This window comes from Mucilaginibacter jinjuensis (genome assembly GCF_028596025.1).
GTDB lineage: Bacteria > Bacteroidota > Bacteroidia > Sphingobacteriales > Sphingobacteriaceae > Mucilaginibacter > Mucilaginibacter jinjuensis.
In genome coordinates, this window is the sequence record NZ_CP117167.1 from 1,245,367 (window position 1) to 1,267,693 (window position 22,327).

At 40.7% G+C, this 22,327-nt stretch carries 23 protein-coding genes; 11 read left to right on the forward strand and 12 right to left on the reverse strand.

Features of this window, described 5'->3' with window-relative positions; translation table 11 throughout:
• Positions 1 to 45: 45 nt before the first annotated feature.
• The gene (locus tag PQO05_RS05790; RefSeq protein ID WP_273631734.1) at positions 46 to 522 is read right to left on the reverse strand and encodes a YybH family protein; all 477 of its coding nucleotides are present in this window, start codon (positions 520 to 522) and stop codon (positions 46 to 48) included.
• A gap of 82 nt (positions 523 to 604) precedes the next feature.
• Complete coding sequence (locus PQO05_RS05795) at positions 605 to 889, reverse strand: hypothetical protein (RefSeq protein ID WP_273631735.1); 285 nt, start codon at positions 887 to 889, stop codon at positions 605 to 607.
• Positions 890 to 1,375: 486 nt separating this feature from the next.
• Between PQO05_RS05795 and PQO05_RS05800 the strand changes: the two genes are divergently transcribed.
• The 5 genes from PQO05_RS05800 (at position 1,376) to PQO05_RS05820 (ending at position 3,391) form a co-directional block, all read left to right on the forward strand.
• A complete protein-coding gene (locus tag PQO05_RS05800; RefSeq protein ID WP_273631737.1) occupies positions 1,376 to 1,924 on the forward strand; it encodes a GNAT family N-acetyltransferase in 549 nt (182 codons plus the stop codon).
• A gap of 112 nt (positions 1,925 to 2,036) precedes the next feature.
• Positions 2,037 to 2,246 (forward strand): RNA recognition motif domain-containing protein, encoded by a 210-nt coding sequence (locus PQO05_RS26740; RefSeq protein WP_420490483.1) that lies wholly within the window; start codon positions 2,037 to 2,039, stop codon positions 2,244 to 2,246.
• A 64-nt stretch (positions 2,247 to 2,310) separates the two neighbouring features.
• Entirely contained in the window at positions 2,311 to 2,814 is a 504-nt protein-coding gene (locus PQO05_RS05810) for a hypothetical protein (RefSeq protein WP_273631739.1), read from the forward strand.
• Positions 2,815 to 2,818: 4 nt separating this feature from the next.
• On the forward strand, positions 2,819 to 3,118 hold the full coding sequence (locus tag PQO05_RS05815) for an NUDIX domain-containing protein (protein ID WP_273631740.1): 300 nt from the start codon (positions 2,819 to 2,821) through the stop codon (positions 3,116 to 3,118).
• A 117-nt stretch (positions 3,119 to 3,235) separates the two neighbouring features.
• On the forward strand, positions 3,236 to 3,391 hold the full coding sequence (locus PQO05_RS05820) for an NUDIX hydrolase (protein ID WP_273631741.1): 156 nt from the start codon (positions 3,236 to 3,238) through the stop codon (positions 3,389 to 3,391).
• Between the two features lie 307 nt (positions 3,392 to 3,698).
• Here PQO05_RS05820 and PQO05_RS05825 read toward each other — a convergent pair whose 3' ends face one another.
• Entirely contained in the window at positions 3,699 to 4,337 is a 639-nt protein-coding gene (locus tag PQO05_RS05825; protein WP_273631742.1) for a CGNR zinc finger domain-containing protein, read from the reverse strand.
• Between the two features lie 95 nt (positions 4,338 to 4,432).
• Between PQO05_RS05825 and PQO05_RS05830 the strand changes: the two genes are divergently transcribed.
• Positions 4,433 to 5,356, forward strand: a complete 924-nt coding sequence (locus PQO05_RS05830; protein WP_273631743.1) for an EamA family transporter — start codon at positions 4,433 to 4,435, stop codon at positions 5,354 to 5,356.
• Between the two features lie 203 nt (positions 5,357 to 5,559).
• Here the strand turns inward: PQO05_RS05830 and PQO05_RS05835 are convergent, their stop codons facing one another.
• The gene (locus PQO05_RS05835; protein ID WP_273631744.1) at positions 5,560 to 6,114 is read right to left on the reverse strand and encodes a low affinity iron permease family protein; all 555 of its coding nucleotides are present in this window, start codon (positions 6,112 to 6,114) and stop codon (positions 5,560 to 5,562) included.
• A 261-nt stretch (positions 6,115 to 6,375) separates the two neighbouring features.
• Here PQO05_RS05835 and PQO05_RS05840 point away from each other — a divergent pair, with 261 nt between their 5' ends.
• Complete coding sequence (locus tag PQO05_RS05840) at positions 6,376 to 6,792, forward strand: hypothetical protein (protein ID WP_273631745.1); 417 nt, start codon at positions 6,376 to 6,378, stop codon at positions 6,790 to 6,792.
• A gap of 55 nt (positions 6,793 to 6,847) precedes the next feature.
• Here the strand turns inward: PQO05_RS05840 and PQO05_RS05845 are convergent, their stop codons facing one another.
• From PQO05_RS05845 to PQO05_RS05860, 4 genes are all read right to left on the reverse strand, one after another.
• Complete coding sequence (locus tag PQO05_RS05845) at positions 6,848 to 8,011, reverse strand: macrolide family glycosyltransferase (RefSeq protein ID WP_273631746.1); 1,164 nt, start codon at positions 8,009 to 8,011, stop codon at positions 6,848 to 6,850.
• A gap of 87 nt (positions 8,012 to 8,098) precedes the next feature.
• Entirely contained in the window at positions 8,099 to 8,233 is a 135-nt protein-coding gene (locus tag PQO05_RS05850) for a hypothetical protein (RefSeq protein WP_273631747.1), read from the reverse strand.
• Positions 8,234 to 9,125: 892 nt separating this feature from the next.
• Positions 9,126 to 9,527, reverse strand: coding sequence for a helix-turn-helix domain-containing protein (locus tag PQO05_RS05855; RefSeq protein ID WP_273631748.1), 402 nt, complete (start codon positions 9,525 to 9,527; stop codon positions 9,126 to 9,128).
• 8 nt (positions 9,528 to 9,535) lie between these two features.
• On the reverse strand, positions 9,536 to 9,949 hold the full coding sequence (locus PQO05_RS05860; protein ID WP_273631749.1) for a helix-turn-helix domain-containing protein: 414 nt from the start codon (positions 9,947 to 9,949) through the stop codon (positions 9,536 to 9,538).
• A gap of 433 nt (positions 9,950 to 10,382) precedes the next feature.
• Here PQO05_RS05860 and PQO05_RS05865 point away from each other — a divergent pair, with 433 nt between their 5' ends.
• The 3 genes from PQO05_RS05865 to PQO05_RS05875 are packed head-to-tail and all read left to right on the forward strand — an operon-like array spanning position 10,383 to position 16,513.
• Entirely contained in the window at positions 10,383 to 13,670 is a 3,288-nt protein-coding gene (locus tag PQO05_RS05865) for a SusC/RagA family TonB-linked outer membrane protein (RefSeq protein ID WP_273631750.1), read from the forward strand.
• A 10-nt stretch (positions 13,671 to 13,680) separates the two neighbouring features.
• Complete coding sequence (locus tag PQO05_RS05870) at positions 13,681 to 15,075, forward strand: RagB/SusD family nutrient uptake outer membrane protein (RefSeq protein ID WP_273631751.1); 1,395 nt, start codon at positions 13,681 to 13,683, stop codon at positions 15,073 to 15,075.
• Between the two features lie 55 nt (positions 15,076 to 15,130).
• A complete protein-coding gene (locus tag PQO05_RS05875) occupies positions 15,131 to 16,513 on the forward strand; it encodes a TlpA family protein disulfide reductase (protein WP_273631752.1) in 1,383 nt (460 codons plus the stop codon).
• A gap of 44 nt (positions 16,514 to 16,557) precedes the next feature.
• Here PQO05_RS05875 and PQO05_RS05880 read toward each other — a convergent pair whose 3' ends face one another.
• The 4 genes from PQO05_RS05880 to PQO05_RS05895 form a co-directional block, all read right to left on the reverse strand.
• The gene (locus PQO05_RS05880) at positions 16,558 to 16,857 is read right to left on the reverse strand and encodes a DUF6520 family protein (protein ID WP_273631753.1); all 300 of its coding nucleotides are present in this window, start codon (positions 16,855 to 16,857) and stop codon (positions 16,558 to 16,560) included.
• Positions 16,858 to 16,957: 100 nt separating this feature from the next.
• On the reverse strand, positions 16,958 to 17,371 hold the full coding sequence (locus tag PQO05_RS05885) for a MauE/DoxX family redox-associated membrane protein (RefSeq protein ID WP_273631754.1): 414 nt from the start codon (positions 17,369 to 17,371) through the stop codon (positions 16,958 to 16,960).
• Positions 17,372 to 17,377: 6 nt separating this feature from the next.
• On the reverse strand, positions 17,378 to 19,978 hold the full coding sequence (locus PQO05_RS05890; RefSeq protein ID WP_273631755.1) for a lanthionine synthetase LanC family protein: 2,601 nt from the start codon (positions 19,976 to 19,978) through the stop codon (positions 17,378 to 17,380).
• A 332-nt stretch (positions 19,979 to 20,310) separates the two neighbouring features.
• Positions 20,311 to 20,886 (reverse strand): Crp/Fnr family transcriptional regulator, encoded by a 576-nt coding sequence (locus PQO05_RS05895; protein WP_273631756.1) that lies wholly within the window; start codon positions 20,884 to 20,886, stop codon positions 20,311 to 20,313.
• A 226-nt stretch (positions 20,887 to 21,112) separates the two neighbouring features.
• On the opposite strand from PQO05_RS05895, the gene PQO05_RS05900 reads away from it, so the two are divergent.
• The gene (locus tag PQO05_RS05900; protein ID WP_273631758.1) at positions 21,113 to 22,294 is read left to right on the forward strand and encodes a hypothetical protein; all 1,182 of its coding nucleotides are present in this window, start codon (positions 21,113 to 21,115) and stop codon (positions 22,292 to 22,294) included.
• The last annotated feature ends 33 nt before the right edge of the window (positions 22,295 to 22,327 follow it).

Genomic DNA, 22,327 nt, shown 5'->3' on the forward strand with positions numbered 1-22,327 from the left:
CATGCCATACTGCAAATCCTACCACCACAGGTTGACAATGAACAGCTACTTCTTTTCCGAAACGTTGCTGTTCGATATATCGCGAAACAATTTCCATTTGGCGTTCTCCTTTTTCCAGAGCACAATGTACTTTTCATCGGCCACTTGTTGTTCTTTAACATACAGTTTTAGTTCTCCTTCTTCGGCTAGCAAGTTCGCGTCACCGAAAAGACCGGTCGTTTTTAGGTCCACTCTGGTCAGGCCGGATTTCATGAACCCGGCCATTATAGATCGGATCGCCGGCTTGCCAACCACCGCGGGCGCACCCGCATCCATGAACTTGGCATCCGTGGTATAAAGATTGGCGACGCCAACGGAATCGCCTTTGATGAAAAGGTTAGCAAACTCCTTATTCGTGGCTTCGATCTCCTTTCGAGCAACGGCTAGGTCAAAGTCTGATGGGTGTACTGATTTGGATTCACAGCTGTCAAACAAGGCTCCCGCCATGCCAAGGCAAACAAATAGTAATGTAAGTTTTTTCATTGTGATCTTTTAAAATTGAACAGGGAAGATACAGTATTGCAGGCAATTAACCATAGGTGTTTTAGTTGCGGGAATTGTTCGATCAGCGTTCTGTGGTTTTCCAGATCTTGAACACGTGTTCAAAGCGGCTGCCCCGGTCCCTGACAAGGACGGAAACATCAAGGGTACGCACGGGAAACTGTTCATCGATGGCGTGCTGAATGCGGCGCAAAATCTCACCGAAACGGTGCTGGAAAACCTCGCTGGAGATTACAACCTTGATCATGGAATCCTGATAGCCTACCGTTGCTTCCTGCAGTAAGATCCGCTCCAGCAAGACGGCAATATCCTGGTGCAATTTTTTTGATAGAGTATTTTTTAGTGCCATAGGAAGTAATTAAGGCCAATAGGGTTAGGCAAGGTCAACCAACAAATATAGCGCTATGCATTGTCAAACCCAAGTCCTGCCGGAGTGGAACCGGAAGATCGGATCGATTTAAAATATTTTCGCCGCTGATTCGTCTACCTGGGTAAATGCAAATGATATGGATATCTTATTACAACATCACGAATAGCGATCGTGTGCGACGCACCGCATGCCACCTTTTTCAAGCGGTGGCGTTAACCAGGCCATGTGGGACGTCGCCAATATATGAAGTGCTTTGCCTGGGAGATTTCTATAGCCTAACCGAAGCTTTAATCTCATTCGGAAAAGGATGTAGGTGTCCGGGCATCGCACTACGGAACATGCGTTGGCACCCACCGATGCATTGCACGCGGAAAATACCTGGACTACCTGATATAATGTTTAACCAGTTCTCCGGTTGACTTGCCAACAGTTGACTAAAACGGTACGGTTTCTTACATTTGCCCCGTGCTTGAGCCGCTCTACCTTGAAACCCGTCAGCTGCGGCTGAACCCCATCGGCGCTGCCGAATTGTTGCGCTACCCGGACTTAGTGACCGAGGTGTTCGAGCTATTCTCCGATGCAGAGACTTTGCATTTTATTCCCGAGAAGAAGCTAAATCATTTAGCCGACGCTGATCAATGGTTAAAGGCCGCTATTCTGGGATCACATTCCGGCCGCAATGTGATCCATCTGATCATCGATAAAAGCTCGGGCCGCTTGATCGGGATCGTGGACATTATCCCGCCTGGGGTCGCCCGCGAGCATTACCGCCTTGGCCATTACCCGTTCTTTATCGAGTTTTATCTCAAAGCTGAATACAAAGGCAAAACGCTGATGAGCACGCTGCTCCCAAAGATCCTGCAGACGCTGGAACAGCAGGGGATTCCCAATGTTGCGGCGGTGGTCAACCGGCACAATTACGCCGCCAGCAAGTTATTAGCCAAATGCGGCTTTCAGTATCGTCAGCCGTTCGATGTGGTTCAGGACTTTTACGAGTTTACGCAGGTGGCGTAAGAGGATAATCTGTATATTAGAGCATGGCCAAATTATTCATCGTCGGTTTTCCTAAAGATTTGTCCACGATTGGCTTGCTGGAACTGTTCAGCTTCACGGCACGGTGAAGACGGTGACCATTATCACCGACCAGCAGACCGGAGAAAGCAAGTGTTACGGTTTCGTCACCATGACTGATAGTGCCGGCGCCAGCCGTGCCATTGCCGCGCTGAATGGCTACCAGTTGGCCGGACGGCAGATCAGCGTCCGGCTGGCGGAAGATAAAAATAAAAAGCAGCAACCTGGCCAGCATAAGCGCCGTAGAAGGCGGCAATCGGACTAAGTCAACCATTCGGTCGCAAACCATATCATCCTGCCGGCGTTTATTAAGGGAAAGACTTCAGGCTATGGTACAAGAAATTCTGGTCAAAGACGATGGAACGTTTCCTGGCAACAGCCTACCGGCACTGCATTACAAAGGCGCGTTGGACGTTCCCTTGCTTTTGCCGGCCACATATGTCAGCAAGTTGTTCAAGAAGTACGGCTGGTCGAACAGCTGGGATGCCGGCATTTTTACTCACCACCATTACCACAGCATCACGCACGAAGTATTGGGGATCTATTCCGGTCGGGCGAACATCCAGTTGGGCGGCGATAACGGCCCTAAACTTTTACTCGAAAAAGGTGATGTGCTGGTTATTCCTGCGGGTGTGGCCCATAAGAATCTCGACGATGAAAACGCCCTTAGCGTGATCGGGGCTTATCCAGACGGCCGTGACTATGATATGAAGTATGGCAAGCCAGGCGAGCGACCAGAAGCCGACGACAATATTATTGCGATTCCCCTGCCCGAAAGCGATCCATTAAGTGGAGCGGCTGGTGAACTTACCAAAAGATGGACAAACGAATAAGTACATGTCAAGGATACAAATACTCAACAAGGAAACTCTATCCAACCGAAAATATCTGCTGGAAGAGGTAACCTACCAGAAACCTAACCTAAAAGATGAACTGCATAAGCAAAAGAATGAGATCTACTACCGGCCGGATGCGGTCGCCGTATTGCTGGTCGATCGAGCAGAAAAAAAGTTTATCCTGACCCGGCAGTTCCGGCTGCCGACCTTTTTAAATGGCAATGACAACGGCTATCTGGTCGAAACCTGCGCAGGCTTGATCGATGAAGGCGAAACCCCCGAACAGTCAGCGAGAAGGTAAGTTCAGGAAGAGACGGGGTATCCGATCAGCAGCCTCACCCGGATCGGCTCTGCCTATTCCTCGGCTGGCGGTATCACGGAATACCTGTACCTGTTCGCCGCTGACTGCGATTGCAGGGTGCAGTACGGCAAAGGCGGTGGCCTGGAATCCGAGGGCGAGGACATCGAGCTGGTCGAAATGAGTTTCAGCGAAGCGAAAGAAAAGCTATTGGCCGGCAGCTTCCATGATGCCAAGACCATCATGTTATTGCAGCATTTTTTCCTGACTACTTAAATACGGCGCGGACCAGATCGCTTTTAGGTTGTTAACCTAACAAGAAAGGAACGATGCCTGGCTCAAAGGTGGTTGGGTACGGCAGGTTCAATTGCAAAGACAGGTGGCTGAAGATAAAACCTGTCACAAGGAAGCCATTGTAAAGGACTTTGAACAACCTTATGACTTAACAGCATGAATAAAGTTACATGCTGTTTGAAATGTAAAGCTTTAATCACGGCTTAAGTCTTTAACTGAGCGTATTTTTGATAGGATATTATTTCAAGTTGCTTCCGGTCTTAATATGATAATCAACGCCCAAATGGCGTTACGCGTTAGGTGTTCTCTGTTCATTTTTCTTTTTCAAATAATAGCGTTTTGTTTTCTGACTGTTACCGCAAGATTCCATGGAGCACCATTTCTTGCGGTGGCTCTTTGTTTGGTCTAAAAAAAGCCAGGCGCAGCGTCCGCACTGTTTAATGAGGTGCAAACTGCCGGAGTTCAACAGGTCATAGGCGGATAGAACAAGCTTCCACACCGGAGCATATAAGCCCGCGTTTTCCAGGCGCAGCACAAATTTAATTCCACCATTGTCACGCCTTAATACCCTGAATTGCAATGCCTGTATAAAAAGATGGTTGGCCTGGTCTAAAATTTCCAGATCTGATTTGCTTGATATATTCCGGCCATGACCTATAAGAAGCTGATAAAGCATTTCTCGGATTTCTTTGGCGGATTGAAGGGCCTTTTCCGCAGTGTCCGGTTCGTTCTTAGCCGCAGCTTTGAGACGAGCCACAGTCCTTCCATCAAAAAGTTCGAGCCTTGCTGACAAAATTAACAGATCGTCGTAGGTATGAAGCCTTTCAGCAACGACGTCCTTTTCCCGGTCATAACCTGAATTTACAAAATCGAGGCAACTTACTCCGCCATCCAGTGTCATCGTTGTGACCGTGCTGATTTGGTTCATGGAATAAAGTTAAATAATTCACACTGCTAAAACAATTTTTACAAGTGTTAATTATATATTTAACACCAGTAATATGTATTTTAACAGTAATAAAAATGAAAAACCGTAATAATCCATCGCCTATAGTATTGGTATTCGCTTTTATAGCTATTTATTTCATATGGGGAACAAGTTATCTGGCTATCATTTATGCCCTGAAAGGGCTTAAACCCTTTACGATTTCAGCTTTTAGATACTTGGCTGCTGGGCTTTTGCTGATCATTTGGATATGGATTCAAAAAGCCAGTTGGCCTAGTGGAAACGACAGAAAGGTTTTGGTCATCAGCGGCATTTTGATGCTAAGCGGGGGCTCAGGCCTGGTCGTCGTAGGAGAACAATATATTAGTTCCGGGGCGGCTGCGATTATAGTGGCTACAGAACCGCTTTTCTTTGTTTTGTTCGACCGTTATCGCTGGAATCTGTATTTTTCCAGCAAACGAATTATTGCGGGTTTATTTTTGGGGTTTGCCGGGATCGTATTGTTCACGTATTTTACACCAGACCGCACCGCGGGACTCCACGCACGGCCTGTTTTAGGAACGATAATCACTTTATTAAGCGCAGTGTCTTGGGTAGCAGGTGCTTTATATGCCAACCATAGATTAACATCGGGTGCACGGAACTTAAGTAACAGCGCTATTCAACTCATTGCTGCGGGATTGTTTTCAGGTATAATTGCTGGCGTTAAAGGTGAATTTTCCACTCTTTTTGAAGTTGCAATTCCGATAAGCGCGTGGCTGGGGCTAACATACCTTATTATTATGGGATCGCTAATTGCCTACCTGTCTTTCAACTGGCTGATCACCGTACAACCGCCCGCCGTCGTAAGTACTCATACCTATGTAAATCCTATTATTGCGATATTTATGGGTTGGTTGCTTGCGGCGGAGTCTCTATCCCGGATACAACTGATTGCTTTAGGGTTCGTAATGGCCGGCGTGGTCCTCACGCAATTAAATAAGCAGAAAATAGCTAGCTAATCTTAACCCAGAAATTATCCGACGGCACAATGGTGACATCTAAGCCGAATAGAACTAGGCAAGGTTTCCCCGTTCCTTTCAGTTCATCCATAGATGTTAGCTAGATATAGCTAACGTGGTGCGGTCAGGCGTCCATTTTAATTTGCGGTTAGCCTTGGTGCCCGTTTTTATTTCGTTCAACTCGTTATGGTAAGCGGTTGATCTCATCTTGTCTTGGCCACCTCCTTAGCCACGGCCTTTTTGGTTGCCGGTTTTGCCGGCACATCCTTTTCACTGGGCTGGCCAGAACGTCCGGCGGCATAACTTTTCCTTCCCCGGTAATGGCCTACTTTGATCTGGTGATTTTCTTCCGCTGCGTCTATAGAGTGGGTACAGGTAATGTCATCTTCGCTGGTCGCCAGGCGGGATAAGGTCATGTAGAATTTCCGAAGCTGGTCCAGTTCAGCTTCGCTCAGATCTTCCAGGCTGACCATTCTGTTGCTGCTGCCTTCGTGCGAGGCTATCAGCTCATTCAGCTTCAGGTGGATCGCTTTGGAGTCCTTGTTCTGTGATTTCTGGATCAGGAACACCATCAGGAAAGTAACGATGGTGGTGCCCGTATTAATAATTAGTTGCCAAGTCTCGGAATAATGGGCGACCGGGCCGGCCGCAGCCCAGACGATGATGGTCAAAGCGGCAATGATAAAAGCGGCGGAACTTCCTGTGGCATTGGTCGCCCAGTTTGAAAAGCGTTCAAATAAATTTTTTTTCTTGGTCATGTTAACAGGGATTTAATGATAAAGTGTTTTATTCTTAAAATGTTTGAAACATCTGATATCCAGTAATGTTATTCCCCGAAATTTCAAGATGAGAGCAATTTTACTTTTTTTTATAGGATTAATACTTTGCGGTAGTACAACAATGATAAGGGCGCAAACCATCCCCGCCGCAGCAAAACCGGTGCTGGTCGGCCGTGTTCAGCGCGATACAGTAACGGAAAAGATACGACCAAAGAGAATCAGGAGCCGCAGTATTTTTATTTGTCCTTCAACGCCAATATTTTCGTGAATTCCAAAGGTGGTGTTGAACAGCGTTTTTCCCCTGCCGTGGAATTCGGCCGGACTTTTGGTATTTTTGACATCGGCCTGGCGACCGGCCGACTGAGTTCCATGGATCATGGCCCGGATACTTCGCGTTTTGTCGAGTTCCGTCCAACGATCAATGTATTTTCCAAGGGGCGCTTCGCCGAAGCGCTGTGCCTGGGAGGAGGTTATGTATTTAAAGCCAAACAGGGTTTGATGACTGAGATCTGTAACAGCATCAATTTCAACGTAACGGAAGTTTCGCCGTGGCCGTGCAGCAGGGTTACCTATTCTTTGATGGCACCAATGATCACCGTAATGAGCAGTATATGGGATTTACCTTTACCTATAATTTCCTGCGGAAGCATAGCGTGAATATGCGCCGGAAGCGTAAAGTGATCGTCAGCGATAATTAGCGGGTCAACACAATTCATCGCCCGAGGAACAAGAAGATCTCATCCACTGCTTTAGGATAACCTCCGGCCTCTCTAAAAGACACATTGATCTGCCGGATAGCCGTCAGGTAGGCGGGGTCATTCATGACGACCTCTATCGCATTCTTTAACAGTTCCGGGTTCAGCTGCCGCACATCTAATTTGATGGTCGCCCCGAGCTCCTCGGCACGTGCTGCCAGCAAGGGTTGATCGGCGCCCATCGGCAAGCTTACAAAAGGCACTTTGTTACTGATCAGGTCGCTCATGCTGTTCATGCCTGCATGGGTAATTGCTACGTCGGCATATTTCAGGAGCGCATTCTGCGGCACATAGTCGCGCACTACAAAATGTTCCGGGAACTGGCTGTCATTCAGCTTAACGCCATGCGCTGCCATGACCACAATGCCGTCCCAATCCTTAAAAGCAGTAACAAACATCTCGTATAGTTTCGGATCAAAGACTCCGAAGACCGTTCCGAGGGAAATATATAACACGCGTTTGCCTGCCAGCCGTTCAAAAGGAAAGTCCAGGTCTTCATGACGATCATAGATTGGCGGTCCGACAAAGCGGCAGCTATCGTCGAGGTAATCAGAGGGCGGCGCAAAATAACGCGAGGTATAAACCAGTTTCAGCGGGCTGTTATATAGCATTAGTTCCAACGGATGGCCGGGCATGGTGACGCCATAGGCAGCCGTTAACTGCGCGGCAGTTTCCTGATACTGCTGCATGATATCGTCCGGTAATTTAAAACTGCCGATATTTTTAAAGCTGTCGAGGCCGGCAAACACCGCCAGTGAAGAAATCGAAGGAATTTTAAACAACTGCTCCAAAGCGCCGGTAAACGGAAACGCAGCCGAATGGATCAGGTAGTCAAATTTCAGCGGGGCTGTTTGTGCTAAAATATCCGCTATTACCGAAGGTGCCTTGCTGGCGACACTCATTAGTCCGCCGCCCTGCCCGGGTTTGCCGGCTGCCTTAAAAATATCCAAATCTTCATTATAGGCCAAAAATATGGCGCCCGCCGCTTCGATCTTCGTGCGAAAATAGTCGGATGCAAAATAGTAGACCTTTTCACCATGAAGGCTTAGTTCGGCCACCAGCCCTAAAGTGGGATTCACATGCCCGTGGGAGGGCATTCCTAAAAATAAAACGTTCGCCATAAAGATGTTGACGAAGGAGACCGCAAAATACTTTAAAAAATAAAAATTTTGATCAGTGACCGGTATGATGATCTTTGTAAATAGTAATCACGAGGTTTTCGGCCGGGCAGGGATGTTGGCGTAACCAGCCACACGCGGCTCAACACCGTAACTGCCGTTAGTCCAGGTCTTCACATCCCCGCGTTCTAAAATGGCGGGTATTTGGTAGCGGATCGTAGACATCACGCTGTTTGCCGGCATGGTCAGCATCACGAAAATCAGCAGCAGGACTTTGGTTTTGATGCCCATCCAGATATCCCATAGCGAGGAAATCGTCCGCACAATCGATCGTGTAAATCCGTTCCTGCTCGCGGTTATATTCGAAAGTCTATATCGTCACCGCGCAATGCGTCCGGCCAGCTCTCCAAAGCGGGCACCAAGAATCACGATTCAATGCGTTCTGTTCTTGCTATATGTTATCGTCAGTAGTCAACAGTCCAGCGAAATTGCCGTATCTTAATCCGGCATAGCACCGATAACCATCGGCAACAGGGAGCCGAAATTACCGGCAGAACCCGGGTCATACATATTATGATCAAATTAAGGTTGATTAAACTATAAGTTTATATGTTCCTAAAGAGATGGCCAGTCGATGTCAGGACTGGTCTACTCGAGCATAAAACGTTCAACACTCCTTTAGAGAGTGATAAACTTATTGGTTACTTTAATTAGCATTTCAAGATTATTTCTGTTGATTATCGTAACGAAACATTCTGTGGTAGTTTTATTCTTTATCGGCAGTTGGCCCAGACTGGATGGCAGTCCAAGGTTATAAATCCATCTGAAATATCACAAATGCAAACAGTAGAGTCGAAAGAATGAAAGGTGGGGTAAGAGAGAGTGAGATTATGTAATTTAAGCGGGGACTGCTATTACCAACAACGAGTTCATCAATGCTGGTATTCCTGTTTTTTTTACAGCCTTTTATGCAAGCTAAAACGTCGCTCACAATTATGATACCGTAATATACATGTTTTGCAAATGTTTTAAGATTTTATGTCTCGAATAGATAGCTGTAAACAATGATTAGCTTGTGGAAGCTTCTACTATCTAAATGTGATGTACAAAAAAATAATTATTCCTTCTGGGCATTCAACAAAATTTCAACTTTTTCACGTTCGGTTTTGAGCAGATTTTCGTATAGCTCAATAATCTTTTCAACTGGATTATTTACGTTTTCTACGAACGTGTAAATAGAGTTAGTTGTAACGTTACACCCTTCATTGAAATTAGTACTTATATTAAATACCTTGTCTTCATTGAAATTGGCCAAACCTTCTTTAGTAACGCCTAGCACAGTTGCAATTTGTTCCAATCGATGATCGTCAATTGACTCGCTTTGTTCTAATTTAGAAACGGCTTGTTTAGAAATATTTAAGCCAGAGCCCAAATCATCTTGAGTCATGCCTCTAAGTTTTCGAACTCGCTCTATTTTTTTTCCTATATGTAATGGTTTATTAAATGTAGATGATTCCATAATTTCAATTATGATTCGTTTGTTTTACCGTTAAGCAGTTCCAACTTCTCTCGCTCACTAGTTAGAAGTCTTTCATACAACTCAGTTATTTTCTCAAGTGGATTGAATTGTTGGGCTACAAAATTACTTGAAGCATTATCTTTTATTTCAATATCATGTATATCGTAGTAATTATTAATGTTGTAAGTGATTTTTTCATCATCAAAGTTTTTGATGGCTTCTGGAGTAACTCCCAAAATTTCTGCAATTTGCTTTAGCAGTTCATCTCCAATTTCCTCTTCCTGTTCGATTTTTGATACCTGAGATTGAGATATTCCAAGCCTGTTAGCCATGTATTCCTGTTTAATGCCCCTAAAGTTTCTAATACGTTCAACCTTTTGCCCCATCGACAACCGCTGCTTCGAGAATTGCTGTTCTTCCATCAGATATAATTATGTTTTAAAGTTATAAAAATCAACTGAGATATGATAATAATCAACTATACAATTTTCTCACTTATGATAAAATTGAGTTATTTCGGTTATTAAATATGTGCAAGATAATCAATAGGAGACATCATCATCAAAAAGTTTTTGAGCGCCTTTTTGCGGAAGATTATTTCAGGCATAATTACCAATTTAATATATCAGGAATCATTTTTTTAGCTGTCAGGAAAGTTTTGGGTGTGGCCTATGTCATTCGCCAGATCATTCGTTATCCATTACAAGATCCAATCAAGAATATAATATGCCATCCTGAATGAAAAAGGTGGACGGCAGTTGATGTCAGTTAATAGTTAATTTGCCAGTAAAGTTTTGTCGGCTGCCGTCACCTTTTTTGATTAACCTAATAAACGTTTCAGTATTCCCCTAATCAATGAAAAAATTAACGACTAAAATCGTCATGGGCTTGCTATGCCCAACAAAAAAGAAAATGCTTACAGCAATTATGCTTGGATTAATTGCTAATGTGTCAATGCTTTTTGCGCAGCAGAAAACGTTAATAAGCATTCACGGGACAGTGGTATCAGGTTTAACATCAGAAGCTCTTGTGAAAGCTACAGTAAAAAATAACAACAATAACATACAAACGGTCACTAATTCGTACGGCCAGTTTCAACTCAATTCTACAGACACAACAGGAAGTATTACAATTACTTATGTTGGATATCGTTCTGTAACAGTTACTTATAGTACTTCGCATCCTGGCCCATTCAAAATTGCTTTAATTCCTGAAGAAAATACTTTGAAAGAAGTGGTTGTATCCACTGGTTATCAAATACTTCCTAAAGAAAGGGTTACAGGATCTTTTGCACAAGTAAATAACGAACTGTTTGATCGCAGAGTTAGTACAGATATATTAAGTCGTTTGGAAGGGGTAACTTCCGGCTTACTATTTAATCGAAATACCGGCAGCGGAGCAAATGGACAGCCTGATATTAGTATCCGGGGAACTAATACCTTGTTTACTAATAGTCAACCATTAATTGTCATCGACAATTTTCCGTATGATGGGGATATCAATAATATCAATCCTAACGATATCGAAAATATAACTGTTCTAAAGGATGCATCTGCCGCGAGTATCTGGGGCGTTCGGTCGGGTAACGGAGTGATCGTAATCAATACTAAAAAGGGGAAAAAGAACCAACAGTTATCAGCGGAATTAAACGCAAATATTACAGTAGGCAACAAACCTGACTTATATTACGGTCCGTTTAATATTCGTTCTACAGATTTTATAAATATCGAGCAAACTCTATTTAATCAAGGGTATTATGACGGAAATTTAAGCACAGGTTATACTGCAGTTACTCCCGTTGTACAGATTTTAGCGGATCAACGCGCAGGGAAGATCTCAGCTGGCGCAGCCTTGTCACAAATTGGTGCTCTAAGAAATATTGACGTCCGCGATCAGGAGTTTAAATATTTTTATAGAAAATCTGTCAATCAGCAATATTCCCTCAATCTCCACGGGGGAAATACCAATAGCGACTATTTGTTTTCACTGGGCGATGATCAGGAAGTAAGTTATTATCAGGGGAATAGCAGCGGACGAATTACTCTTAATTCTTTATATAATTTCTACCCCGTTAAAAATCTTCAAATTTCAGCCGGTGTTAATTATGCTAAGTCTCGTATCCAAAATAATAATCCAATTTCTATCAACGGCGGTATTTCCGCGGCTGGTCATCCAATTTATCCATATGCCCAATTGGTTGATGCAGCTGGTAACGCACTTGCTATTGAAAAGGATTATAGTTCAAATTATACACATTTTGTAAATAGTAACTTTTTGAATTGGGATTATAAACCCTTGGACGAGTTAAATAGTGCCGATAATGTCAATAATTCAATTGATGACCGGATCAATTTGGGGATTCAATATAACTTTTTGAAACATTTTACGGGCAGCCTTAAATATCAATATGAACACGCCAGTTCGGAAACGAAAAATTATTATAGTGAGGCCACATATTATACCAGAAATTTAATTAACCAATTTACTCAAATTAATGCTGATGGTACCGTAACCACCCCAATACCTAATGGTGGCATTCTTCAGCAAATTAATGGGTATTTACTATCGCAACGTGGCAGAGCCCAGCTTAATTACAGTAATAATTGGCACCAAAATCAAGAACTAAATATTATAGCAGGTGCTGAAATCAGTAATGTCAGAAACGAAAGTAATGCGAATACTATTTACGGTTACGATAAAGAAACTCAAACAAGTTATCCAGCTGTTGATTATTCGAGCAGCTTTTCACTTAATCCTACAGGCTCCGGCATCATTCCAACGATTCTTGGTTTTAGTGGCACAACAGACAGGTATATATCATATTTCAGTAATGGTGCCTATACATACTTAAACAAATACACTGTTTCTGCGAGCGGCAGGATCGATAAATCAAATTTGTTTGGCGTTAATACCAATCAGAAGTCAGTACCGCTTTATTCCACTGGCATTGCCTGGAATTTGAGTAAGGAAAATTTTTATCACCTGTCCTGGTTGCCAGATCTCAAGTTCCGTGCAACTTATGGTTATAACGGAAATATTAATAAAAGTGCAACTGCTGTTACAACAATCCGAAAGCAAAGTGCAACAGGATCTAATTATACGCCACTTGTAGAAAGCTATATTGATAACCCTGGAAATCCTGATCTCAGATGGGAAAAAGTGAGGATCATCAATTTAGGACTGGATTTTGCTTCTAAAAACAATATTATTTCGGGTAGTTTAGAATATTATACTAAAAAGGGAACCGACCTTTTTGGCTATTTGCCAATTGCGTCGTCAACGGGATTTACATCTTTTTTTGGAAATACGGCAGACATCAATGGGAATGGTCTTGATATAACCTTAAACTCTAAGAATATAGTTACGGACGGTTTTAAATGGACAAGCAATTTCCTTTTGACCTATGTGCTTGATAAAGTTACGAAATATGATACTAAAACGACTTCAGCTTCCTACATTATTTCGAGTACGGCAACTACTATCGCTCCTCTGACTAATCGGCCGCTATATGCAATATATAGCTATCGTTGGGCTGGGTTAGATGGACAGACTGGTGATCCTCAAGGGTATCTAAATAATAAAGTAAGTCGTGATTATGCCAGTATCCTGGCTAATACATCTAGTGATGATATGGTTTATAGCGGGCCGTCCAGGCCGACAACCTATGGTTCCTTCCGAAATAATCTGAGTTATAAAAATTTTACACTATCCATAAATGTTATTTATAAACTGAATTATTATTTCAGAAAGGCTTCAATGACTTCTTCCAATCTGCCGTATTCAGCCACAACTGATTATTATAACAGATGGCAGAAGCCAGGAGACGAGTTGACCACCCATGTCCCCTCAATACAATTTCCACCTTATGATACGAGCAGGGATAAGTTTTATCAATATTCCTCGGTATTAGTTGACAAGGGTGATCACATCAGGTTACAGGATATTTCTTTAAGCTATGATGTGGATAAACATAAGTGGAGAAGAATGCCCTTCAAAAACATTCAGTTTTACAGTTATATCAACAATGTGGGAATTTTATGGCGCGCTAATAAAGATCATTTAGACCCTGATCTTAATACCAGTTCGACACTATCTTATCCACTACCTCGAACCATATCTCTGGGTATCAAGACCCAGTTTTAATCTTTAAATTATGAAAAATTACCTCGAAAAGTGCTTTATAGCAATCAGCATATTGGTGATCATTGTTTTTCAGACAGCCTGTAAAAAGCAGGACGATTTTTTAAATGCTAAACCGAATGATGCATTAGCTGTAATCTCGACACTTGAAGACTGCCTGACCTTATTATCAGCGGATGCTTTAATTAATTTAAACGATCCGACTCTTGGAGAGATATCAACAGATGACCTTTACCTAACTCCGGCAAGGTGGGCTGGTTTAACTACTTTTAATGTCCCGCAGGAACAGAATGCTTATATATGGGCCAAAAATATTGCCGAGCCCGGAGCAGTTATCCGATCGTGGAGTCTACCGTATAGTCAGGTTTATTCGGCTAATGTAGTACTGGACGCGTTGCCGAATATTAAGTATCCCAGTTCCCAACAAAAATTATATAATCAAATTAAAGGTTCTGCATTGTTTTATCGTTCTATTGCTTTTTATAACCTTTTACAAAATTTCAGCTTGCCTTATAACCCAATTAATGCATCAAGCACTCCCGGAATTGTCTTGCGATTAACATCAGATATCAATGTGAAAGTGACCAGGTCGACCGAACAGGTTTGTTACGAAGAGGTCATCGAGGATTTAAAAGAGTCTCTAAAACTTTTACCTATGAAAGCAACCTATTTGACTCAGCCATCCCAAACGGCTGTGAACGGATTATTGTCGCGAATATATCTCTCAATGGGCGATTATGCGAACGCGCTCGTATATGCTGATGCTTGTTTAAAGTTGAATAATGCACTTACTGATTTCAATACTCTTCAGCCGACTACCTATAACTTAAGCAGCACATACTTAAATGAAGACATTTATCACACCTGTTTCGATGGCGCGATTTCTTTGGCCATTAATTTTCGGGGTAACGCGGATACTACTTTATATAAATTATATACGTCAAATGATCTCAGAAAAACCGTATTCTTTATTATCAAGAGTGCCTTACCTGTATTTAGGGGAACTTACGATTTTAACGGCTACACGTACAGTGGCATAGCAACTGATGAAATTTATTTGAACCGGGCAGAGTGTTATGCCAGGACAGGAAATACTTCCGCAGCGATGACTGATCTTAACATACTCCTTATTAAAAGATGGAAAGCAGGTACGTTCATTCCATTTTCAGCCTCTTCTTCAACAGATGCGTTAAGCCAAATATTGCTGGAACGCAGAAAGGAGCTGATTTTTAGAGGGCTTCGGTGGTCGGATTTGAGAAGGCTAAATCAGGAACAGAATCTTGCCGTTACGCTGACAAGAACGATGAATGGGGTCACCTATTTATTGCCTCCGAATGACGCCCGATATGCAATGCCTCTTCCGGAAGATGAAATTCAATTAGATGGTTTACAACAAAATCAACGTTAATTTTATGAAACGATATATCATAATATGCTTGATTTGTCTGATCCGAATTAAAGCAATGGCTACACCCGGTCAAATCAGAATAACTGGCAGTCTTCCAATTTTAAATGATGCTGATTCCGTAGTTCTGCAGCTCTGTAAGTATGGAGTGAGAAGTTTCAATACGACACCGCTGAATCAAATTTACACTGCACCAGTTAAACACAATACTTTTAAATTCATGCTCAAATCGGGCAATGCACCGCAATATTTTAGCATCACATTTCTTGTTGGTAAAGAAAGCAGGTTTCTTTACGGTAATTACTTTCTCGAAGATGGAGATGATGTAAAAGTAGATGAAATTAATAGTTTTAATTATGCTCATTTCTCCGGCCATGGGGCAGAAAAATTAAATGTTATATATCAATTATCACAGATTGATCATTACTACTCCAGACTTTACGGCTCCAGTGACACCTCAATAAATATTAACCAATATTTGAAAAGCCGGGACGCTTCAACCATTGATCAACTTAAATACCTTGATGAAAATAAGTATAGAATTAGTCAGACTGCGTACATTATTATCCGGTCGAATCTATTGAGTAATAACATGGCAAAATATGGTTTTATTACAACATACCTTCGTAGTAAAGAAAGATCTAATTGGCAAAGTGATTACAGGCATTATAAGGATTTAATGGTAGGAAAATTCAGTTTGTTAAAGTCAGGGGGGAACCCATATTTGCCATACTCTCAATCTTATATGCTGGCTGTACTTGAGAAGTTTGAATTTGATTCGTGTCTGGTTTTAAACAGACCCTACGAGATTACTAAAGTTTATCAATATATTAAAACTAACTTCTCCGGTTTTCTCCGCGACCGTATTTTAACTAATCTAATATACAATAGCCGGGCTGGAAGTGGCATCTCTGTAATAGTAAAAGATGCCATAGCAATAGTTTCAAATAATGATTTTAAGCCTGTTCTTATTAAACTCGCTAATCAAAGAATCAAAGGTGTAAAAGCATACAATTTTTCACTTGCTGATACTTCCGGTAAAATTTATACGCTCTCGCAATTCAACAATAAGGTTGTCGTACTCGATCTTTGGTTTTCAGGCTGCGGGGAATGCATTGCAGCGTATCCTTTTTTTAAGCTGGTGGAAGAAAAGTTCAGAAACGATACATGTGTTGTTTTTATTAGTATTTGTGAGGACGTAGAAAAAAGGAATTGGATAAAAAGCATGAGGACTGGCAGATATACGTCTAATTTGGCAGTTAATCTTTATACGATGGGACAGGGTGATAAACATGACATCATTCGGCACTACGATATTGATGGATATCCTACTTTTATAGTTATAGACAAAAATGGTCGCTTAATGGAGAATCCAAATAATCCAAGAATAGATAATGGCGGCACGCTCATCAGTGCAATAATTGAAGGTGAAAACCAGTGATATAAGTACCCAATTCAAAAGATTGGGTACTTATATTTAGGCATTTACATGCCTGGATGTGATTTTCCGTTTTGATTAAGTACGGAATGCTGCGGCGGGAATTCGTTAATGTAATCGCTCGTCACGTTGGCACTGGTTGATGTAATAGTGCAAGCTAAATTACTTGCGACACAATTTGCATTTGCACCAGTTGGCCGTGTGGTAGACCATTTAACATCGTCACCATCATAGTAGGAGTAATAGGTTGCACCTCCAGCCAATTTTGGTGCTCTGTTAAAGGCGAAGGCGCTGCCGATGCCAGTCAATGCTGCGAAGGCCATAAGCCCGATTTTGATCTTTTTCATAAAATGTATTTTGAGTAATAAAGGCCAGTTTTACCTCAGGACTGGCATTAACCTGATTTCGCGCGTGAAATATTTTTAGGCTAATTGTGAACGACTTTAATCAGCTCAGATCATTCCATAATTTTATATCAAAAAAAGCCATAGCTATAAAAATTAAGTTAAAGACCAAATGCTGTCCCCAGCTCAGTGATTGAATAATACCCCCGCAACTGCACGGCACAGTATTAAATAAACCCAATAGAATTGCCAATATATAGCCAGTAAAAAAAATCATGAGAACTAAGAAAGCCGATAATCCTGCTAATCGTGTGCTTTTAAGTAGTAATAAAACAACAACAATCAGTTCTAACGATGGAATTAACCATGTTAACAAACTGGCCAGCCATGTGGGGAAAGGCTGGCTATGCATCGCTCTTTGGAATGCAGCAAAATCCAAAAGCTTACTAAAGCTGGAATAAACAAATAGTAGAATCAAGAATGAAGTAATAATTTCAGAAAGAAGTGCTTTTTTCATTTTAAACTAGTTAAGGTTAAAGGGGAAACTGATTTCTTGTGGGTTTAAATAATGCAGCAGAAAGTGAATAATTCCTGAATTTCCCTCCATGAAGCCGCCTTCGGGGGATGTGGCGTGTCCATTTAGCCAATAAATGCTTTGATCTTCATCTTGCCGGTAAGAATGGGCAAACAGGTCAGCAATATGGTCGGCCCGTTTAAGCCATTTATTATTTTTAAATATTCGGTAGGCTTCGAGATAAATTTCTCCCAAACCAGCTAATCCGTTGCCAATAGTCAGATAATTTGATGAAATAAATTCAGGGTGACAATATAATGCTGATTCTGCTGCCTCTTTATAACTGTCATCACCGATCACCTGATAGGCCTTAATAAATGTTAATGCGATACCGGAAAACCCATATTCAAACCACGGATCAAAATTATCATTAATAGAACTAACTGTCCAGCAAAGTTTACCGTTATTAGGCTTTCTCCCCCTCAAGAGAAATGCCAGGCCTTTTTGTATGGCGGCTGTTATTCGCACGTCCTCATATCTTGCTATATATTCTATTAAAAAATAAACTATACCTGCAATGCCGTAAAGGAAGCCATATAGCTTAATGCCTTTTGAGCGTGATTTATCTTTTTTTATTAGCCATGAGCCATCATTATTTTGTGCTTCTAAAAGCTGATAAGCAATATTTGAAAGTTCATCATAGCAGGAAGGCAACCGATTATTTGATTCGCATTGCAAAAAGGCAATGCCCCGGCCGGCAATGCCGTCGGCAACATTGAATTCAAATGCCAGATTGTTCAGACATCTATAAATCAGATCATGTTTTAACAGGCTGCTTTCAACTAAATTGGATAAAATGAGCTGATTTATTGCTACCCCAAGTCCCATGCTGCCTTTTAATAATCCAGGGTATTGACTATTTTCATCAAACGCTTTTTCAATAGCTTCAGAACTTTTTTGAATGTGTCCCTGGAGTAAAACTGTATTGAAATGGAATTTTTCACAGAGGGCAATAACATACAAAACTCCTGCTAAGCCGTTAGCGAATCCCGATATATTTTGAAACCCCCTGAATTCATTTGCCAATAAACTTCCGTTTGATACACCCCTAAAAAGCCATAAACCAGCCGGAGTCTGTGGCATGATATTGAGGAAGGCATTCAGACAATTTTGTATTGTAGATTTTAAAAAATTATTATCTCTATCAGGCGCCTCATCAAGTTTTATGATATTATCGGTTAATAGCAGGATATCATAAACTTTTAGGGTATGACAGATGGATTGCAAAGAAGGTCGGACTTTTGGGTCGTTATTAAGACATGCTGTAATCATTGAGCTAATGGAATTGTTTTTAATGAACCACTCAAGCTGATAATTAAGGGAAAGCTTATTTTCGAATTTTCCCGGAGAGAGGCCTGTCATAATTTTGATAATTAAAGCACCAATGCTATAGATGTCGTCAGAAAAATCTGGCGTTTCAAAGCGCTGCTGTTGAGGCGAAATATATCCGGGCGTCCCGAAGCTAAATGGTGGATTGGGGTACTTACGATCAGAATCATACGCTAATTCGATATCAATGGCGACAATACCACGGTCATCGGTCATAATAAAATTTCCTGGATTAATATCCCGGTGAACAACACCCTTAACATGAAACAGGTTGACAAGCTTTATAAGTTGGAGTATAAATTTTAATAGTTTCCTTTTGTCGTCTTTTTCCAACGAAAACCATATTTTCCCTTGTTGGATTTCAGCTATAAGCTCATAGAGAATCTTGCCTCTTACAAATTCTGTAGCGAGATAAGAATTGCCGCCTATTTCAAAGAATCCAAGTGGTTTGGAAACAGGGATTTGGGAAAATAACCGAGCCAATAATTCGAATTGCCATTTTAAACGGTCTTTAATTGTTCTTCCATAGTCATCCGAACATTGAAATAATTTTCCCTCCTTAACAACACACCAGCTGATCGCCAGCCAGTTATTAAGATCCAATGCTTTATATACATTACCCTTGGCATCTGACTTTAACAAATCAACTAGGAGGAACTTTTTTAATTTCTTTAATTTCTTTTCTGGTTTCGGTTTTTTAAAATTCGACAGTGGCCAGCTATCTAAATTCTCGTTTTTACCTGAATACTGAATGTATACACATCCTCCTATATAATATGCAGACGGAATAGCCGGCCCATGTAATTGCGCAGTGATGTCAATCAGGTGTTGTACGAACGGGTCAAGATTAATATCGGAGGCACAAAATATTGTTACTACTTTTCCAATGAAATCCTTTCCATAGGAGCCATCCAAAAAATAAGTGTGTATTCCACTATTTTCTGGTATGGCAAAAGAAATATTTTGTTTTGGCAGAAATTGTAATAATTTATCAATTAATTTATTGAAATCCTGTGTTGTGACTGATACATGAATGATCCAGTTTATAGTAACCTCAGAAGTGCCGACGACTAAGTGAGGTGGAGCAACTTTAAAACTTATTTCATGGTTCTGTAAATATTGGCGGTAATCGACCGCTATCCTTCTATCTCCTTTTGAGTCCGATCTGGTAATTGTTCGGATATTTTCTAATGGAGAGACAATATTTCTAAGTGTTTCCATAGCCTACAAAATGTATGTTAAAGCTACAGGCACTTAATACTATCTTTAATTGACGTACCTTATAAAAAAATCAGAATACGATATAAAATTTTGTTGGTTAATTCAATCTGTCTAGGTAAAGAGATTAATTACTTTTTGACTTGAATTTGCTAGGAGAAGAAATGTACTCTTTATATCCGGGGCTCCAGAGCTAAAATGCTTTAGATGTGTAGAAAAAACAAATGTGTTAAAATTAGGCAAGATGCCCTTGTTTATAGTTGATGTAAAATAAGAAATTACCGTAATTCCATATAAAATTTTTTGAAGCATATTAAGCTCAATGTTATTCGAAATCAATAATCAAGACCCTTATGGAGCCTGCTGAAAGTTTCTTTAGTCACATTTAAATAAGATGCAATGAGGTAGTGAGGAACGCGCTTCAAAACAAAATCCTGATTTTGAGATATAAAATTATAACGATCTTTAGCGGATGGTAAACGTAGGAGTTTCTCCCGGGAATGTGCTTCGTTGTTATTCTCTGATAATAACAGTACAAATAGTTCCATTAGTTCTGCGTTGGCAGTTATAATATTTTGTATGTGCTTGAACGGTAATGCCAATAGCGTTGTTTTAGCCACTGCGGCAATATATTCTTCACTTGGAAGCTGAGTAAAGATACCTGATGGGAGAATAATGTCGCCTTCTTGTTTAAACCAAGTCGTGATTTTTTCTGAACTTCCTTCAATTGCGCCTCTTACCAAACCGGATTGTATAAAGTAAATGGAGCCCGCATAGTTTCCCGGAGATAGAAATGTCTCGTGGGCTTCAAACCTGTTAACCCGTAGGCTTTCCATCATCAAATTGGTCATTCTTACAGGCAATAATTTCGTTTTATTTAATCGCTGCATAAACGTGGCTGTGTCTGTCATTTTAGTTTGTTTTGATAACAAATTACCAAAAACCTCTGCTTAGGTCAAGTGACTATAGATTACTAAAAAAATGTAATCCATTAATAAAATGCAGATTTTTGTCAAAATCCATGCAATTTTATCACAATTGATAAAATTGCATGGATTTTGACAAACCTTAAGTTGCTTGATAAATAAGGCTATTCTAAGTTTTTTGTAGAGTTTTTAGGAATAAAATTGAAAGAATATGGGAGCGGCGCTTACTAAACTTAAAGGATTAGTTCAGACTTATGAAGGTTACAATTTTGATCAGATGCCTGAAATTGAATTGGATGAATTATTGAGCTATGCGACAGTAGCGATTCAGGCAGTCAAATGGGAAATTGAAAATGATTTTGACTTAGCAAGAGATGAAAATTCGAAGCTCATTTACATCGGAGATATTCAATCAAAGTTAACCTATTTGGCAGATCGAATTAAAGGCTTTGCAATAATCGACGAGACAAATAATGCTTTATCAAACCCTTTTAATTGGATACTAAAGGAACTTTACAAGTTAATTGACCATTTACAAAACCATTTCGGGAATTACTTTGATTATCAATTAAAATTACCGGATGGATACCTTGGATGGTATAAAATGAATAACGTCAGTATTTATCACCATACAATTCTTAAAATTAAAGAGCATATTCCCCAAGATGATCTGATCAACTTAATCACAGATATCATAAGTGCTGACCAGGATTCGGAAAAATATACAGTTAAAACCTGGAAGCAGTGGATTTACTTAAGATTTGCTATAATTACAATAACAAGTCAGATGGACAATTTAAATGTTACAGATGTCGAACTTGAAATGATCAAGGTTTTTATAAACCTTAATTTTAACAGTATATACGTTTATCGGTATTTTATAAGATATATAGAGAAGTTTACTATGGGGGAAAAGAGTTTTCAAGAAAAACAGCAAGAGTTACTTTATCTGCTGAAAGTCTTTAAGCAGGTTAGGGTTGATTCCCCAAGTTCTTTTGATACGCAAATCCAGCCATTAAAATTATCGGTGATTGAAAGTGTTGAAGCTGAGCTAACCTATTTGGAGCAACAAGAAAAAGTATATATGCAAAATCTTAAGGCTACAAATCCAGAGTATCCATCAAAGTTTTATTTCAGCGTCGTAATCACTTTGGCTGAGCTTATGTTTTTCTTTAGAGTAATGCTGGAGGTAAAAGTCATCTATACAAAGTTTAATTCGTATTTATATGAGTTTATATCAAATCATATCAGGACCGCAAAAGCTGAGAATATTTCTAAGAAAAGCATGCGCAATCATTTTAATAATAAGCCTTTTCCTGATCGGGTAGTTCAAAATGTAAGGGGGTGGTTGATTAAGATGATAGCTCATATAGATCTTTATTATTCAATTTGAAAGAGCTTCAGGTTTTGGCTTAAGCTGAATACC

Bases quoted from the DNA above. Each gene is read 5' to 3' on its own strand.
- PQO05_RS05790 (WP_273631734.1), bottom strand. From the start codon at position 522: ATGAAAAAACTTACATTACTATTTGTTTGCCTTGGCATGGCGGGAGCC.
- PQO05_RS05795 (WP_273631735.1), bottom strand. From the start codon at position 889: ATGGCACTAAAAAATACTCTATCAAAAAAATTGCACCAGGATATTGCC.
- PQO05_RS05810 (WP_273631739.1), top strand. From the start codon at position 2,311: ATGGTACAAGAAATTCTGGTCAAAGACGATGGAACGTTTCCTGGCAAC.
- PQO05_RS05815 (WP_273631740.1), top strand. From the start codon at position 2,819: ATGTCAAGGATACAAATACTCAACAAGGAAACTCTATCCAACCGAAAA.
- PQO05_RS05825 (WP_273631742.1), bottom strand. From the start codon at position 4,337: ATGAACCAAATCAGCACGGTCACAACGATGACACTGGATGGCGGAGTA.
- PQO05_RS05830 (WP_273631743.1), top strand. From the start codon at position 4,433: ATGAAAAACCGTAATAATCCATCGCCTATAGTATTGGTATTCGCTTTT.
- PQO05_RS05835 (WP_273631744.1), bottom strand. From the start codon at position 6,114: ATGACCAAGAAAAAAAATTTATTTGAACGCTTTTCAAACTGGGCGACC.
- PQO05_RS05845 (WP_273631746.1), bottom strand. From the start codon at position 8,011: ATGGCGAACGTTTTATTTTTAGGAATGCCCTCCCACGGGCATGTGAAT.
- PQO05_RS05850 (WP_273631747.1), bottom strand. From the start codon at position 8,233: ATGTCTACGATCCGCTACCAAATACCCGCCATTTTAGAACGCGGGGAT.
- PQO05_RS05855 (WP_273631748.1), bottom strand. From the start codon at position 9,527: ATGGAATCATCTACATTTAATAAACCATTACATATAGGAAAAAAAATA.
- PQO05_RS05860 (WP_273631749.1), bottom strand. From the start codon at position 9,949: ATGGAAGAACAGCAATTCTCGAAGCAGCGGTTGTCGATGGGGCAAAAG.
- PQO05_RS05865 (WP_273631750.1), top strand. From the start codon at position 10,383: ATGAAAAAATTAACGACTAAAATCGTCATGGGCTTGCTATGCCCAACA.
- PQO05_RS05870 (WP_273631751.1), top strand. From the start codon at position 13,681: ATGAAAAATTACCTCGAAAAGTGCTTTATAGCAATCAGCATATTGGTG.
- PQO05_RS05875 (WP_273631752.1), top strand. From the start codon at position 15,131: ATGGCTACACCCGGTCAAATCAGAATAACTGGCAGTCTTCCAATTTTA.
- PQO05_RS05880 (WP_273631753.1), bottom strand. From the start codon at position 16,857: ATGAAAAAGATCAAAATCGGGCTTATGGCCTTCGCAGCATTGACTGGC.
- PQO05_RS05885 (WP_273631754.1), bottom strand. From the start codon at position 17,371: ATGAAAAAAGCACTTCTTTCTGAAATTATTACTTCATTCTTGATTCTA.
- PQO05_RS05890 (WP_273631755.1), bottom strand. From the start codon at position 19,978: ATGGAAACACTTAGAAATATTGTCTCTCCATTAGAAAATATCCGAACA.
- PQO05_RS05895 (WP_273631756.1), bottom strand. From the start codon at position 20,886: ATGACAGACACAGCCACGTTTATGCAGCGATTAAATAAAACGAAATTA.
- PQO05_RS05900 (WP_273631758.1), top strand. From the start codon at position 21,113: ATGGGAGCGGCGCTTACTAAACTTAAAGGATTAGTTCAGACTTATGAA.